The sequence below is a fragment of the Paenibacillus brevis genome (genome assembly GCF_018919145.1).
Classification (GTDB): Bacteria; Bacillota; Bacilli; order Paenibacillales; family Paenibacillaceae; genus Fontibacillus; species Fontibacillus brevis.
In genome coordinates, this window is sequence record NZ_JAHLQJ010000005.1 from 222,060 (window position 1) to 237,825 (window position 15,766).

Genomic DNA, 15,766 nt, shown 5'->3' on the forward strand with positions numbered 1-15,766 from the left:
ATGAACCTCTCCCGCAGGACGTGCTGTTTTTTATAGTTCCGCCAGCCCAAGACATGTTTCCCTATTTATTGGCTAACTTGATCTCGAACACATCTCCCGCCTGACCGCCGAACACGATAACGCCATTCTCCGGCAGAAGCGCCGCCCGATTGCCACTGGCTACGGAGAACTCCACCAGCCCCCCGTCTGCCGTATAGACGGCAAATCCTCCTCCAACCGGAAGCTGTACGCTCATCGTTTTCCCGGCAGCCTCACTGCCCACCTTGAACCACCGCACATAACCCGATTCAGGAATCGTGACTCGTGAAGCCGTCCCGCCATAAATCGTGCTTACTGCCGCTTCACTTACGTAAGTGCGGGCATCTTCCATCAGGTATTCTACTCCATCTCGCTGCTGAAAGCTCAGATCAAAGGTATCACGGCCATTCATTACTGGAATTTCTGCGATGTTAACGGCATGATTTGCATCCTTGATCTGTGTTCCATTGGCATAGCCGCCCTTCTCATCCAGCACAAGTGGCTTCCACAGGATGGATGAAGGAACAAGATAGAAGAGAGAATTAATTTTCTCGTCCAGTGCGTAATACGTTTTGCCTTCTCTTTGTTGCCATACCTTGGATACCTCTGGACTTAATACGTTCTCGCCCAGCTTTTGATATTCATAGTAAGCCATAAGCGTCTGTCCAAGCCCCGGAAGCTCCAGGTTGGTCCGGGTACGCATATACGTATGTCCATTAGTTTGTTCATCAAAGCTGATCAAGGTGTGGCCATCCTCACTAGTGAACTCTCCATCACCTGTGTATACGTAATTCTGTTCCGGAATCATATTGCTTAATAAGCTAGGCATGGCAATCACACCGTCTTCCATGGCTACCTCAAGGGTTGAACCTACCGTCCCATATAGACCAGAGAACTCAAGCAATTCCCTTGGCACATCTACTTTCACAGGCGCTTCAAAGGTTGGCGGAGGCAATACTTCAGCAATTCGCCCCGTCTCCTGTAAGTAAGCCAGCATAATATTGGATGCCGAGAGCGTATTGAAGATCGAAGAACCACCTGAGGTCAGCAGCGCGATGGACAGACCTTCTTCCGGCAAGGCAATCAATGCCGCATGATAGAGAACCGTGTCTCCGCCCTTGGTCACTGCCTTAATGCCGTATTGGTCAAACGGACTGAGGTCTACGGAATCCCACCCGAGACCATAACCATACGTATTAGTCTCATCTTCTACCCAGATGCCCTTACGATACTCCTTGGCCTGCATGGCCAGTGCAGATTCGGTAGACATGAGCTCAGGACGTTTACCCATCAATACCTCCGAGAACAGGGTTACTTCTTCTGCGGTAGAGTAAATCCCACCCGTTCCCAGTATATTCGCATTCTCATCCGGCAAATCCCCGGCAATCCCCGGGAAGCGCACCGGACTCAACGAAGCCCGATTAAACGTATCTAATGGCGTCTTGGTATAAGTTAACCCTAGCGGCGTGCTCATATAGCGATCCAGGTATTCGTTATAGCTTAACCCACTTACTCGTTCTACCAAAAGCTGTAGCAACTGAAATCCATCATTGGCGTATACCGAATATTCTCCCGGATCGGATTTCAGCCGCTCGTTCCGCAAATTTTCCAGCAATGTATCATAGTTCTGCGAGTCATTATCCGCCATCAGCATACTATTCTTATAATGGCTACCATATAATCCTGCCGAATGATTCATCAGCATCCGGGTTGTGATCTGTTTGTAGCGTTCATCGGCCATTTGAAAATCGGGAATATAGTCTGTCAGCGGACGATCAAGGTCCACCTTCCCAGCATCAACCAGCATCAGCACGGCCGCGGTAGAGTACACCTTGCTCACGGAACCGATACCAAACATAGTATCTTTGGAGACTGCCTCCTGCTTCCCATCTTGCGTGACCCCAAGTCCACCAGACAATACAACCTTTCCTTGATCGCGAATCGCATATTGCACGCTATTTACGCCATAATCCCGAACGAGCACTTCGGCAGCTTCCCGCGCTTTGCGCTCGGCGAGTCCGACATCCTTATGATCTGCTGCACCAACTCCAGCTACCGGCAAAGCGAACATCAGGGCTGCAATTGTAGCCACGCCTAGCTTTTTCAATGTATTCATAGGGTGATCTCCTCTCTTCTCCATCCAAATTCTTTGATTGAGTCTCATTATACGGATGAATTTCTTCACGAGCATGGAAAGACCCCGAAACGAAAAAAAAGACCCCTGAACAGCATTTTTAGGCTGAGGAGTCTTTGGTTGAGAAAGGGATCATCACCATGTTGTCAAACGTGTGATTGTCAGATTCAATCGTCATATGTCCGCCGTATTTCTCACAAATTCGCTCAATATTGACCAAGCCAAAGCCGTGATAACCAGAGCTTGCCTTCCGGGTACTCAGATCGCTCATCTCACGGTCTACATAATTGCGGACGCAAATCAAAAGTGCAGATTTATTGGAACGAATCTGAATCCGGATATGTCGGTCCTGCGCGACCCGTACCTTCTTGGAAGCCTCTACTGCATTATCCAGCAGATTCCCCAGCACGACGCAAAGATCATAGCGTTCGATTCCAAGCTCCCGATCCTGCAAGCTAAGCTCCGTATCCACGCGAATACCGTTCTCCTGACCGATGTTCAGCGCGTTCGTCACCAACGCATCGACGACCAGGTTCCCGGTGTTCACCCGATGGTAAGCATGCTCCACTTTATTCAAGATTACCCGGACATGCCGGCTTGCCTCGTCCACCTGTCCCTGTTCAATGCACTCTGCGACATAGAGCAGCTGCTTGTTATTATCGTGGATAATGCTTTTAATTTTCTTGAAGCTATGCACCGTCTTCTCGTAGTTCGCATCCTGATAATCCATCTGCTGCTGAAGCCCGGCATTCTCCTGCGACAATTGGAATCTGGCAATGACGGTGTCCAGTATATAGACCACCAGCACATTCAGCACGATGGAACCGATAATGGAGATGAAGTAATGAATGTTCTTCTCGCTGTAGACAGACAGCACGTTCACTTGATAGATGCTGATGATCGGCACGCTTAGAAACATCAGGTAATAGCGTGAATGCAGAGGGAAGCTGCGGCGTTTGGCAACGAACCGGATTATCTGTACGACGGCAAACATGATCATACTGCTCAGCAAAATACTCATCTTGGCAACCAACATCTCTTCCCGTGCCTGCACGATCTCCCAATTGTCCAGAACCACAGAGGTCGAAGGATTGAGCAAATACAAACAGAGTAAGTTAATGAGGGAGATCAGCACGGCGTACAGCACCGAGAAGATCACCCTCATGCGCATCTCCACTTCATACCCCATCGCTAGACTGAAGATGACGAATAGGGCGATTAAGGAGGACAAAATTGGTGTGAAGTAGACGCTCATATACAAAAAATTCAGCAGAAGAAAGAGAAGAACAAACCATTTCTTCGTCGGCTTGCTCTTCTCCTTGCCAAACACGGAGTTAAAGTAGAAGTTCACCTGCACGGCCATAACCAGCACCACACTCAAATTAAGAAAAAGCAGCATACCGTCCATCCTCACTCCGCCTTCAAGACCATAAATTTTGTACAGGCATCCTTGACTTCCTTCATCTTGGACCGGCCGATCGGTAACTGCATGCCGTTCGACATCACCACCTGTCCCCCGGAAAACTTATGCACATGCAATAAATTAATCAAAATGGAGCGGTGGATTTGCAGAAAGCGTTCCGCCTTGAGCGCCGAGGCATAGCCGGAAACTAACCCCTTACCTTCGTAGACGGCATGTGTGGTCGTGAACTTGAGTTTATTCTTGACCGTTAAACTCTTCACGACCTCAATGGCAATAATCTCATCTTGTCTAAGCACAATTTCTTCATGCGCAGATTTGATAATCAGAATATCTGACTCACTTTCCTGGAAGAAACGGCATACCTTCAACATTTTCTCTTCAAATACCTCAGGCTCCACCGGCTTGATCAGATACTGAAACGTGATGACATCAAAGCTCTCCAGCATGTACTCCGGATAGCTGGTCAGGAAGATGATCTGCTCACTCTGCCGCTTCATCTCCCGCAGTCTCCGGGCCGTCTCTATTCCATTCCGTCCATTCATTTCAATATCCAGAATAAGAATATGGAACGGTTCGCCACCGGCCTCATAATACTCGATCAAATGCTCTCCAGCCTCAAATGCCGTGACTTCAAAATCAATTCCGCTCTTGACCGATAGGGCAAGCAGCAATTGCCGGACCTGCTCCCGCTGCCGCTCTTCATCATCACAAATCGCAATACGATACAAGAAGCCGCCTCCTATCTCGCTTGATTAAATCAGTTCCCCGCGTCTTTTGAGATAACGATATAATACAAAACCGCAAAGCGTACACAGAAGAGCACACAGTCCGATAAATGCGTATCCCGCCTGTAGCCCGCGCAATAGCCCCATCTGTGTCGCTTCTCCGTACATTTTTTTGACCGTTTCAATCACAAACCCAATCAGATAATTCCCAATAACACTACCAAGTCCCATCAAAGTAACGGTAAAGGTGATGGCCGTGTCACTCCCGCGCGGATAGCGCTTGGCAATAAAGGCCATGACCGTTGGATAAATCATCGCGATGCCCAGCCCTGAGGCAGCAAACAGAAAGGACCACCGTTCCCCTCCGACAATCGCGATAAATGTGCATGCCGCCGAGAAACCAGAGAAAATAATCAGAGACAGGGTGAAGCCAATTTTGTCCGTCACTGGGCCGAGCACAAGCCGTCCTACCGAGAATAGCAGGAAGAAGATCGATAATAGGCCGGATGCCTTGACGGTATCCCAATGGTACGCCTTCTCCAGAAAATTGACCAGCCAGCCCCCAACCGCGAGCTCGGATACCACGCCAAAGGACAGGATGAGCACCATCCACCATAATGCCGGGTCCCGCGTCAACTCCTTAAACGGGGTTCGGCTCTCCAGCGGCAAATCGTCCCCCGGAAATTTACTATACAATGCGCTCAGGATGGGAAGCAAAGATAAGGAGAGCATCACCAGGTACATGCCCCGCCAATCCAGCGTATGTCCAAAGACTTGCATCGACATGACGCCGGTGGCCAGCAAAGGCGCAACGGTCGAACTGATTCCATAGAAAAAGTGCGACAGGTTCATCATCGTACCTACATTTTTGACAAAAATTCTAGCACCCAAAATAGCGAGAGCAATCTCAAGCATACCGTTGCCGATATACATGAGGAAATAGGAACCTGCAAATAGCGGATAGGTGTGGGACAAGAAAATGAAAACCCCGGAGAGCAGCATGGAGGCGAAAGACATGATACTTGTCGCCTTGATCCCCCATTTTCGTACCAGGATAGCTGTAAAGGAACACGCAATGAGATAACCGAGTGCATTCAAGGATAATAAGCTGCCTAGCTGCTCTTCGTTCAGATTGAAGTCAAATTGAATTCTAGGTATGGCGGGTCCCTTAATATTTTCCGAGATGCCGAAAATAATAAAGCCTAAAAAAATCGTTACGAGTTGCATGATATACATCTTGTTTTTGCTTATGTAGCCAGTTCGTAATTTCAAGTGAGTAATGCCTCCTAATTATCTACGTTCCACTAATTGCAAACGGTAAGTCAAGCTTTCTAATGCCAGGGTGATAATACCCGTTAAATATTCATGATGGATGTCATTCTTAATCGTAAGCAGGGGCATATGCTCCTTCGGAATATACTTCATGCAGCTCTCCGTTAACGGCTCCAGCATGGACGGATGGGTTAATTCCCCCGTTACTGCGATGGACACCGGATTCATGATCGCGATGATGGAAGCAAGAACCTGGACCGCGTTGGTCATAAAGTGCTCCTGCTCATGCCACTTCGCCAACTGCTCTTCCCTGGTCATACCAAACGGCAGATAGGATACCTCACCCGCAAAGTGCGTATGTCCGGTCACCATACGACCATTCACAATAAAGCCGGCACCGGGAAAATGGTTGTTAGGGAAGGTCACGACGGCCACCGTCTTGTCTTCTTCGACATCTTGCAGGTTGTAAAAGCCATAGACCGCAAGATTCATGTCATTTTCAATAATGACGTCGATACCGTACTTCTCCTCTAACCAAGGACCAAGGGCGAGTCCGGCTAAGGCAGCAACATCGCAAATCCCGATAACCCCATGATGGGCTACACCGGGAATCCCGATGCCGATCGCCTTGATGTTGTCGTACTTCTGAATCAATTCCCCAATGATCAAATCAATTCGCGATCGGTCGATAGGCGGGAGGCTCCTAACCTCCTCTTCCACCATCTCGCCCATCAGATTAACGATGGCATAGCTAATGGAATGGGCGCCGCTCTCTGTTTTCACCAACAAGCATAGTACATAAGCATAATCGGCATTAAACATATATTGTCTGGCCGGGCGCCCGCCGCTGGACTCCTCGAATTCCGTCTCAAGCACCTCTCCGCTCTCAACCAGTTCATTAAGGATCGTCCCGCAGGTTGCCACGCTTAAACCGGTGCTTCCGGCAATCGATGCCTTCGTACCGGTCCCTATAGCCTTCAAGGTATTTTTAACCAATTCCACATTGATTTTTTTCACTTGCCGTGTATTATGGGAGGTAGGTATCATGGAATCACTTCTTTCTTAGCCTACTTTTTTTAACTCTTTTAATAAGAGGAATATAAATTGACCCGGAATAAATGTCAAGGAGGAAATGATGGAGCCTAAAATTTGTCTAGTTACAGGAGCGAACTCCGGCATTGGCTTTGCTACCGCTGAAGGATTAGCGAAACAAGGCGCTCATGTGGTGCTTGTCAGCCGCGATGCGAAGCGTGGAGAGGATGCACGGCAGGAAATTACGAGTCGCACCGGTAATTCCGCTATTGATGTGTTGGTGGGAGATCTGTCTTCCTTTGCAGATATTCGCCAGCTTGCCGAGCAAGTTGGCGAGCGCTATGGACGATTGGACGTACTAATCAATAATGCCGGGGGCGTATTTTCACAGAAACAGCTTAGTCAAGACGGTTATGAAATGACCTTTGCCGTGAATTATTTGGCTCCCTTCCTGCTAACCCATTTGCTGCTCGACTCCCTGAAGGCTTCCGGCGCGGGGCGTATCATTAATGTAGCTTCACGTATGCAGACCAACCAGCTCAGGCTTGAATTTCTGCCGAAGCAAGATGCCGGCAGATATTCCGGCATGAACGTCTATAAACAAGCCAAAACAGCCCTGCTGATGTTGACCTATTTCCTGGCCAAGCAATTGCCGAAGAATGAAGTCACTGTAAATGCTCTGCATCCGGGAGTTATCTATACACCTCAATCCGCAAGATCAGCGCCCTCCTTCGTCCGTCCCTTGATGAAGCTAGTGATGCAAAGTCCGGAGCAAGGGGCTGCGACCTCGCTTTATCTGGCTACCTCACCAGAGGTAAGCCAGATTACGGGCAACTATTACACCGGGCTGCAGCCTGTCCGCACTGTCCCGATCTCCTACGATGCGGCGCTTCAGCAGCAATTATACGAGCAAAGCCTGATCTGGACGGGATTAAGTTAGCCAAATAAGAGAAAGGCCGTGAAAGGAGGCTGTATAGCTCCCTTTCACGGCCTTTCTCTTATTTGCTCATTCGATATCTAATTGGACCTTCCACTCACTATACGCCACCTCTTAGATTGCAGCAATTCCCAGCGCGAGCGCTCCGCATAATCCGGCGTTGTCTCCCAAGGCCGGAGGAACGATATAATCGTCCATATCGTCAAGAATAGCAGGGGAAGCAACGTATCCGTTTAAGTTCTGTGCCGCTTGCGCACGGACTAACGGGAACAACTGCTCCTGGTGCATGACCCCGCCACCGAGAATTACTTTTTTCGGCGATAACAATAGAATCACCCCTGAAAGGGCCTGACCCAGATAGTAAGCTTCCATCTCCCATGCTTTATGATCGTCCGGCAATTCGTTTCCTTTCACTCCCCAGCGTTTTTCGATTGCGGGTCCGCTGGCCATCCCCTCCAAGCAGTCATCATGAAAAGGACATACCCCTTTGAAATTGTCCTCCGGATGCCGCCGGGTTAAGATATGCCCCCCTTCCGGATGGACCAGGCCATGCACCAATTTGCCTTCCGCGTACACCCCGACGCCAACGCCCGTTCCGATCGTATAGTAAACGCAGCTATCCAATCCCTTGGCCGCGCCCCACTTCGCCTCGCCGAAAACAGCAGCGTTCACGTCGGTATCGAAACCGATCGGTACCGTAAAGAAGCGCTTCATATATCCGACGAAGTCAAATCCCGCCCATCCCGGCTTCGGCGTCGTGGTCACCAGCCCGTAAGCGGGACCGGAGCGATCCAGGTCGATCGGCCCAAAGGATCCGATGCCGAGCGCCTCAATACCCTTGTCCCGAAAAAACGCGACCGATTGCTCCAATGTTATCTCCGGCGCTTCCGTCGGAAAGCTGATTCGTTCGAGTATTTCCCCCTGTTCATTTCCGACACCGCATATAAATTTCGTACCTCCGGCTTCAATCGCACCGATTCTCATTGTTAGCTCCTCCTCTGTAAGTGTTTCCGTGTATATTTTACTATTAAGAAAAACGTTTTACCACATCATTTTTTTATCTCTGAAAACAAAAGTATTTATCGATATTTATAAGCAATGTAACCGTTGACAAGATAATAAATTATGTTATTATGATTTTGTAAAACGTTTTACCAAATGGAGATGACAAGATGAAAAAAGTATTTTACAAACCGCAAGACGGATGGGTCGGAGACGTAATCCCGTTCTATGACCGTGGAGAGTATAAGCTCTACTATCTCCATGATCAAAGAGACGGTGGTGATTACGGAAACCATACGACATGGAATCTGATTACCACTAAAAACGGCTTGGATTTTAAAAATTATGGGGTCACATTGCCAAACGGCGATGAAACCGAGCCGGACCGCAATGCCTATACCGGTTCCGTGATCATGGACCAAGACGGCTTGTACCACCTCTTTTATACCGGGCACAATCCCAACGCCGAGTTCAGCGTAGACGGCAAGCCCTTGCAGGTTGTATTGAAGGCCACCGGAACCGACGGAATTCATTGGACGAAGGATGCCGATTTCAAGCTGTATGGCGACGGGGTGATCTACGAGCAGTTCGATTGGCGTGATCCGTTCGTGTTTTTCAATGAGGAACGGCAAGAGTACTGGATGCTCGTGACCTCCAGATTAATGAACTCCTCCGAGAAGAAAGGCGGCTGCATCGCACTCCTTACTTCTGATGATCTCGTGCACTGGAGTTATCGCGAACCGTTCTACAATCCGGACAAGTATATCACGATGGAATGTCCGGATTATTTTCAAATGGGAGACTGGCATTACCTGGTCTACTCGACGTTCAGCGAGAAGTTCGTGACGCATTATAAGAAGAGCAAAAGCATCCGGGGCATCTACTCTTCCCCGATCCCGGACACCTTTGACGGCAGGGGATTTTACGCGGCGAAAACGGCTTCGGACGAACAGCAAAGGTACGCGTTCGGCTGGGTCCCTTCCAAGCAAGGGTCAAGTGACTATGGTGATTGGGAATGGGCCGGAACCTTGGTCGTGCATGAAATTCACCAAAATGATGGCGGCGATCTGCTCGTCAGGATGCCTCAAGCCATCTATGAGCATTTTAATACCGAGAGCGACCTCCTTCCCCAAGCGGAAAGCAACTGCCGCCACGACGGCCGCTGCTTCGAACTGGCTTCTCCCGATGGACTGGCTTACCGGGTCTTGAATGATCTTCCTGCTCAGGTTCTGATCGAAGCCGCGTTTACGGACTGGGATGAGGCCAAGGATTTCGGCATTGCGCTGCGCACCGACAAGGCGCTCGACACCGGCTATTTCATCAAATTTGATCCGTTCCACAATCGGATTGCTTTCGATATGTGGCCCAGAACCGAGCCCGGCTTCTTCCAATGGCAAATTGCCGGCGACAAACCGCAAATGATCGAATTGGAGCGTCCGTTCCGCTTTGCGGAGCATGAACAAATCCACGTCAAGCTAATTTTAGAGGATGATATATTGTGCCTTTACGTTAACGACATGGTCGCGATGACCACGCGGATCTATAACTTCGAAACCGGCTATCTCGGCTTTTATGCCAATGAAGGTTCTGTTAAAGTTCACGACATCAAGATCAAGACAGCGGAAGTACGTTAATCTACTGCGAATTTAAAAATCTCTCAAAGAGATTTTTAAAGATAAAATCAATAATGGGGGGTTTTGAAATGGGAAGAAACAAAACAAGGTTTAAGTTCTTTTCTCTTATCTTTATTTCCGCTTTGCTTGCAACCGCTCTCGCAGGCTGCGGCGGTTCGGCGAACAAGAACGCCGGAGACGACGCCAAGGACCAAGGGAATTCGTCCGCAGGCAACGAAGGCAAAACAATTACCTGGCTGACGGCCCGGCCGGAGAACGGAGCAATCATTCAAACCGTTCGGGAACTGGCGGACAGCTATGCACAAGATCATCCCGGATTCAAGCTGGATATTCAAGTGACAGCCGACCGGCCTTCGTATTTGACCAAGCTGAGAACGCTCGTGGCTTCCGGAGAGGTTCCTGAATTTATTGATACGGACGCCGATCCGTACGCTCAGGAACTGGCAGAAGCGGGAATGCTGGTTGATATGAAGCAATTCCTGGACGAGCAAGGCTTGTACGATCAGTTCTACGAGCCTGCGTTGAAATACCAGGAGCTGCCGGATGGAAGCTTGTACCTTATCCCCCTGGAATACCACCTGGAGATGACTTGGTACAATAAGAAAATATTTGAGGAAAATAACCTGACCGAACCAAAAACGATCGATGATATGCTTACCGTCAGCAAGGCGCTTAAAGAAAAGGGCATCACTCCAATCGCCGTTGACGGCGTGGATGTCTGGCCCGTACTGCGCTATGCGGCGATGATTCCATTCCGCGCTACCGGGAATGAATTTGCCCGAAATCTGAGCCAGGGTAAAGCTAAAATGACCGACGAAGTCGGCATGCAAGCGGCAAGCTTCGTCTCTGAAATCGGCCAATACTTCCAACAAGGATTCGCCACGACGGATTACACGACGGCCCTAAACATGTTCCTTAACGGCGAAGCCGCCATGTATCGCATGGGCACCTGGGAGATTCCGTCCTTCGTGAATGAGAACCTGCCGAAGAATATGAAGGATAATGTCGATTATTTCTATCTCCCGACCATGACGGGCGCCCAAACACCGGATAACGAATTTTTCGGCAACAGCGGGATCGGCCTGGCAGCGACTGCCGACAAATTCGAAGGAATCGCCAAAGACTTTCTCAGCTTCGTCTTAAAGAATTACAGCGACGTCTATGTGGCTAAACAGCAGATGTCTCCCTTGAAATTCACGATTGAAGACGAGTCCAAGTTCTCCGAGCTGTTCCTGCAGATTAAACAGGATATGGATAACTACGGTTCGGAATTTGCCAAGCCTTGGGATACGCTGCTTGACGCCAATACGAACTCCGTCATGAGCGATTTGATCATGAAATTGGCTATGGGAGGCATGACTCCGGAAGAGTTCGCCAAGCAAGTCGACGATACTATCGCCCAGAACGTGAACAACTAAATCGTTTGTGCTCGCACAAATTGTCCCCTGCCCGGTCCCGTTAAGGTCCGGGCGGGGAGCTTTCCTCCTAAGTTTGTCAATCTGAATCAATGGGAGAGATTCCACATGAATGTACTCAAGGATAAGAAGGCATGGTTGGTCTTTGTCACTCCCGCCCTGCTCTTTTATTTGGGAACCGTCTTTATTCCTATCATCCAGTCGCTGAATTACGGCTTTCAAGATTGGAACGGCATCAAGGACGCCAAATACATCGGGCTGGGCAATTATATCAAAATGTTTCATGATCCTTACTTCTGGAACTCTGTACAAAATAACCTGGCCTACGTCGTCATCGTTGTGTTGATGCAAGTATTCATCGGCTTGTTTTTTGCGCTGTTGCTCTCCTATGTCAAAAAAGGGGCCGGCATTTTCAGAACGCTATATTACTTGCCAGCCGTCGTGGTCACCGTTGCCATTGCGCAAATGTTCCGTAACTTCTATTCCTTGCAGCCTTTAGGCTTGCTCAACATGTTTCTGGAGTGGATAGGGCTTGGCCATCTGCAAAGCGCCTGGTTATCCGATCCGCACACCGCGTTGATCGCTGTCTCCATTCCCGAAGGCTGGCGTTTTACCGGGATGTACATGGTTATCTTTTATGCGGCACTGATCGCCATACCGAAAGAAATCGAGGAAGCAGCCACCATCGATGGCGTTAACGGCTGGCAGTTAATCCGTTATATCAAGCTGCCAAGCATCAAGCATGTGCTGAGTCTGGCGCTGATCATGTGCACCACCGGCGCGCTGCGTGGCTTCGATATCCCTTATATCATCGGGGTTCCGGGTTCATCGACCGAGTTGGTCACAACCTATATGTATAAAAAGGCGTTCTCCACGATCCAATATGGTTACGGGAGTTCAATTGCCGTCTTTATCGTTCTCGAAAGCCTGCTTGCCGTCTTGATCATCCGGACTATCTTCAATTCCAGGAAAGGAGGCGCGTAATATGCGATCTAAAAAAACAGCCTTATCCTTCCTGTTGTATTTTATTGTTATCGCAATACTGATCGTACAAATTTATCCGGTGATCTGGCTGCTGTTGTCCAGCTTCAAATCGAGCATCGAACTGACGACCAAGCCGTTTTCGCTGCCTACCGTATGGTCATTCGCCAACTACGCCGACGTGTTCAGGGAAAGCAGCCTGCTGCTGTATATCAAAAATACCGCCATCGTAACCTTCAGCTGTCTGGCACTGATCATCTTCCTCAGCGCAACGGCAGGCTTCGCCCTTGTCAAAATGAATTTTAAACTGAATTCAAAGCTGCTGTTGTTCTTTACGATCGGCATCATGATTCCGATTCAGGTGACTTTAATCCCGCTGTTTATTATGTACAAAGACTACGGAATGCTGAACTCCTACTTGGCATTGATTCTGCCGCAAGTCGGATTTGCCTTGCCGTTGTCGATTCTGATCTTCACCAGCTTTTATAGCTACGTCCCCAATGAATTGATTGAAGCCGCCACCATCGATGGCTGCAACATCTATCAGGTGTTTTATAAAATCATCTCGCCGCTGACCATCAACACGACGGTCACGGTCGCCTCGATCAATTTTATTTTCATCTGGAACGATTTTATTTTTTCCAACACTTTTACGAACGATAAGCAATACAAAACGATCGCCGTCGGGCTCCAGGATTTTATCGGGGCGTTCGGCGCGACGGATTGGGGCCAGACGTTTGCGGCAATCTGTATCAGTATCATTCCGATTATCATCACTTACCTGTTCCTGAACAAATACGTGATGGCCGGCGTGTCCGATGGTGCGGTCAAAGGATAAGAGATAAGGAGAGATCCCCATGCAATCAATGAATCAACTTTTTGGCAGAATGGAAGGAAGAAGCCGGGCAATTACCGCGGAGAATCCTCGCGGCTTGAAAGGCGAAGGCGGGCAAGCGGCCGGCCCGTTAGGGGTTGCCAGAAAAGGAAAGGCCTTTATTTCCCTCGCTCAAGGCGAGACGGCGACGCTCGTCGATATCGAGAGCCCCGGCATTATCCAGCATATCTGGATGACCGTTACCGATCAAACCGAATCCGGCTGGTTCGTATTGCGCGACCTGGTACTCCGAATGTATTGGGACGGCGAAGAATCCCCATCCGTGGAAGTTCCATTAGGCGATTTCTTCTGCAACGGCTTCGGTGCCAGAGCAATCGTCAACTCCATGCCGATTGTGGTCAATCCGGTCGGCGGCATGAACAGCTATTTCGCCATGCCCTTCGGAAAATCCGCCAGAGTAACCATTACGAATGAGCACCCTCAAGAGATCGAGGCGTTCTTTTATCAATTTGATTACCTGCTGGTTGATGGGCTGCCGGAGGATACGGAATATTTCCACGCTCAATTCCGCCGGGAAAATCCGACCCGGCTCAAGCAGGATTATACGATTATTGATGGAATTAAAGGAAGAGGGAAATATGTCGGCACCTATATGGCCTGGACCTCCCTGTCCCGCTACTGGTACGGCGAAGGGGAAGTGAAATTTTACCTCGACGGCGACCGGGATTGGCCGACGATTTGCGGTACGGGAGCAGAGGATTACTTCGGCGGCGCCTGGGGGTTTGTGAAATCCGACAACGGCAACCCGGTTCAGGAACAGACGTACTCTACCCCGTTTATGGGTTTTCCTTATTTTGCAGTAAAAGATACCACAAGAGCGCATATTTACGATGGAGCAGCTTGTCCAATGCGCGGCTTCTATCGTTGGCATATACTTGATCCCATTTTGTTTGAAGAGGATTTGCGAGTCACGGTTCAACAGATCGGACATGACGGAAAAGCTTTGTTCGAAAGAAGCGACGACGTGAGTTCCATATCCTATTGGTATCAGACCGAGCCGCATCAAGCGTTTCCCGAGCTGCCCGGCGTATCAGAAAGACGCCCGCGTTAATCAAGAGAAACTTCGCAACTATAAAGAAACAGAGGTCCAAAAATGACGAATAAGAGGGTTACCTTAGTTCAAGTCGCCAAAGACGCGGGTGTATCGCCCGCAACGGTCTCTCATTTTTTGAACGGCAACTTTCAGAAAATGGGCGTAGAGACAAAGGAAAAGATCCGTCTCTCGATCAAAAAGCTGGGGTATCAAGTAAACCCTGTGGCCAAAAGCCTTATTACCGGCAGAATGCATACCATCGGACTTGTTTTGTCCGATAGTGTCTATGACGGAGACGGTTACTTTGAGGACTTATACTTTCTTCACTTTGCCAAAGTCATCAAGCAGCAGTTGAAGGCCTTGGGATATAAAATCATCCTTCTGGACTTTGAAGAAATCTTTATGAACGTCCAGATGGTCGACGGGATTATCGTCAAGGCAACATTGGAAACGGAAAAGTTCATGCCTAAACTAATGAATCTTAACGTACCTGTCATTACAGTAGGCCGCCACAATTTGCCTTACGGAGCACATGTGCTGCGCGTCAACGACTACCAAAGCGGCCAGACCGGGGTGAATCACTTGTTATCCCGCGGCTATGACAATTTAATCATTTTGACGTATCCGCACGGGCAAGTTCCCGGATTCGATGACCGGCTGAACGGAGCGAGCAAGGCCCTGCAGCAGCATGGCAGGCTGACTACAGTGTTGACGGGCGATATGACAGAGAAATTCGGGTACGATACCGTGGTTAACCTGGCCCAAACCAACCAACTGCCCCAGGCGTTGTTTTGTTTGAATGATATTTCCGCCATCGGGGCTTTAAAGGCCTGCAAAGATTTAGAGCTGGCCGTTCCGGAGAAGCTTGCGATACTTGGTGTCGACGACATGCCAACCGTCTCCGAGTTGTTGAGCTTATCAACGATTCGGCATCCCATCAACGAACTGGCCGCGGCCGCCTCCAAGCTGATGATCGAGTCCATTGAGGTCGACGGTCAACCGATTACTCCAGTCGAAGAAGTATTTCCGACGGAATTGATGGTACGGCGCACCAGTTGATTTACGAATGAGCTTCAGGCTTTGCCTGTTTCGCTGAATGGATTAGGCCTGCTTACAGCTCAACTCCCAGCCTGTTATAATGGTCGGAAGGTTGAGTTCAAAAGCAGGTCTGATTTGACTTATACTGTATTGGTTCGAAATTAAAGAACCTTCAAATAGGCCTCGTCTAACTACTTGGACAAAAAAGCGAATACCCGCAGGTACCC

General features: G+C 49.2%; 13 protein-coding genes. 7 read left to right on the forward strand and 6 right to left on the reverse strand.

Translation table 11 applies throughout. The features are described 5' to 3' along the window. Positions 1-61 precede the first annotated feature (61 nt). From KQJ23_RS07790 to KQJ23_RS07810, 5 genes are all read right to left on the reverse strand, one after another. The gene (locus KQJ23_RS07790; RefSeq protein WP_216478288.1) at positions 62-2,134 is read right to left on the reverse strand and encodes a serine hydrolase domain-containing protein; all 2,073 of its coding nucleotides are present in this window, start codon (positions 2,132-2,134) and stop codon (positions 62-64) included. A 118-nt stretch (positions 2,135-2,252) separates the two neighbouring features. After that, positions 2,253-3,560, reverse strand: a complete 1,308-nt coding sequence (locus KQJ23_RS07795) for a sensor histidine kinase (RefSeq protein ID WP_216478289.1) — start codon at positions 3,558-3,560, stop codon at positions 2,253-2,255. Between the two features lie 2 nt (positions 3,561-3,562). Beyond that, entirely contained in the window at positions 3,563-4,303 is a 741-nt protein-coding gene (locus KQJ23_RS07800) for a LytR/AlgR family response regulator transcription factor (protein WP_216478290.1), read from the reverse strand. A gap of 24 nt (positions 4,304-4,327) precedes the next feature. Next, complete coding sequence (locus tag KQJ23_RS07805; protein ID WP_216478332.1) at positions 4,328-5,536, reverse strand: MFS transporter; 1,209 nt, start codon at positions 5,534-5,536, stop codon at positions 4,328-4,330. A gap of 54 nt (positions 5,537-5,590) precedes the next feature. Continuing rightward, a complete protein-coding gene (locus KQJ23_RS07810; protein WP_216478291.1) occupies positions 5,591-6,619 on the reverse strand; it encodes an ROK family protein in 1,029 nt (342 codons plus the stop codon). Between the two features lie 88 nt (positions 6,620-6,707). Between KQJ23_RS07810 and KQJ23_RS07815 the strand changes: the two genes are divergently transcribed. Next, the gene (locus KQJ23_RS07815; protein ID WP_216478292.1) at positions 6,708-7,544 is read left to right on the forward strand and encodes an SDR family oxidoreductase; all 837 of its coding nucleotides are present in this window, start codon (positions 6,708-6,710) and stop codon (positions 7,542-7,544) included. Positions 7,545-7,655: 111 nt separating this feature from the next. On the opposite strand, the gene KQJ23_RS07820 is transcribed toward KQJ23_RS07815, so the two are convergent. After that, a complete protein-coding gene (locus KQJ23_RS07820; protein WP_216478293.1) occupies positions 7,656-8,525 on the reverse strand; it encodes an ROK family protein in 870 nt (289 codons plus the stop codon). A gap of 188 nt (positions 8,526-8,713) precedes the next feature. Here KQJ23_RS07820 and KQJ23_RS07825 point away from each other — a divergent pair, with 188 nt between their 5' ends. The 6 genes from KQJ23_RS07825 to KQJ23_RS07850 all read left to right on the forward strand — a co-directional run bounded on the left by KQJ23_RS07825 (position 8,714) and on the right by KQJ23_RS07850 (position 15,560). After that, positions 8,714-10,177: a glycoside hydrolase family 32 protein gene (locus KQJ23_RS07825; RefSeq protein WP_216478294.1), complete on the forward strand. Its 1,464-nt coding sequence runs from the start codon at positions 8,714-8,716 to the stop codon at positions 10,175-10,177. Between the two features lie 68 nt (positions 10,178-10,245). Continuing rightward, on the forward strand, positions 10,246-11,595 hold the full coding sequence (locus tag KQJ23_RS07830) for an ABC transporter substrate-binding protein (RefSeq protein WP_216478295.1): 1,350 nt from the start codon (positions 10,246-10,248) through the stop codon (positions 11,593-11,595). Positions 11,596-11,700: 105 nt separating this feature from the next. Further along, the gene (locus KQJ23_RS07835; RefSeq protein WP_216478296.1) at positions 11,701-12,576 is read left to right on the forward strand and encodes a carbohydrate ABC transporter permease; all 876 of its coding nucleotides are present in this window, start codon (positions 11,701-11,703) and stop codon (positions 12,574-12,576) included. Position 12,577: 1 nt separating this feature from the next. Beyond that, positions 12,578-13,411: a carbohydrate ABC transporter permease gene (locus KQJ23_RS07840; protein WP_216478297.1), complete on the forward strand. Its 834-nt coding sequence runs from the start codon at positions 12,578-12,580 to the stop codon at positions 13,409-13,411. Positions 13,412-13,430: 19 nt separating this feature from the next. Then, a complete protein-coding gene (locus KQJ23_RS07845) occupies positions 13,431-14,519 on the forward strand; it encodes a glycoside hydrolase family 172 protein (protein ID WP_216478298.1) in 1,089 nt (362 codons plus the stop codon). Positions 14,520-14,561: 42 nt separating this feature from the next. Then, a complete protein-coding gene (locus KQJ23_RS07850; protein ID WP_216478299.1) occupies positions 14,562-15,560 on the forward strand; it encodes a LacI family DNA-binding transcriptional regulator in 999 nt (332 codons plus the stop codon). The last annotated feature ends 206 nt before the right edge of the window (positions 15,561-15,766 follow it).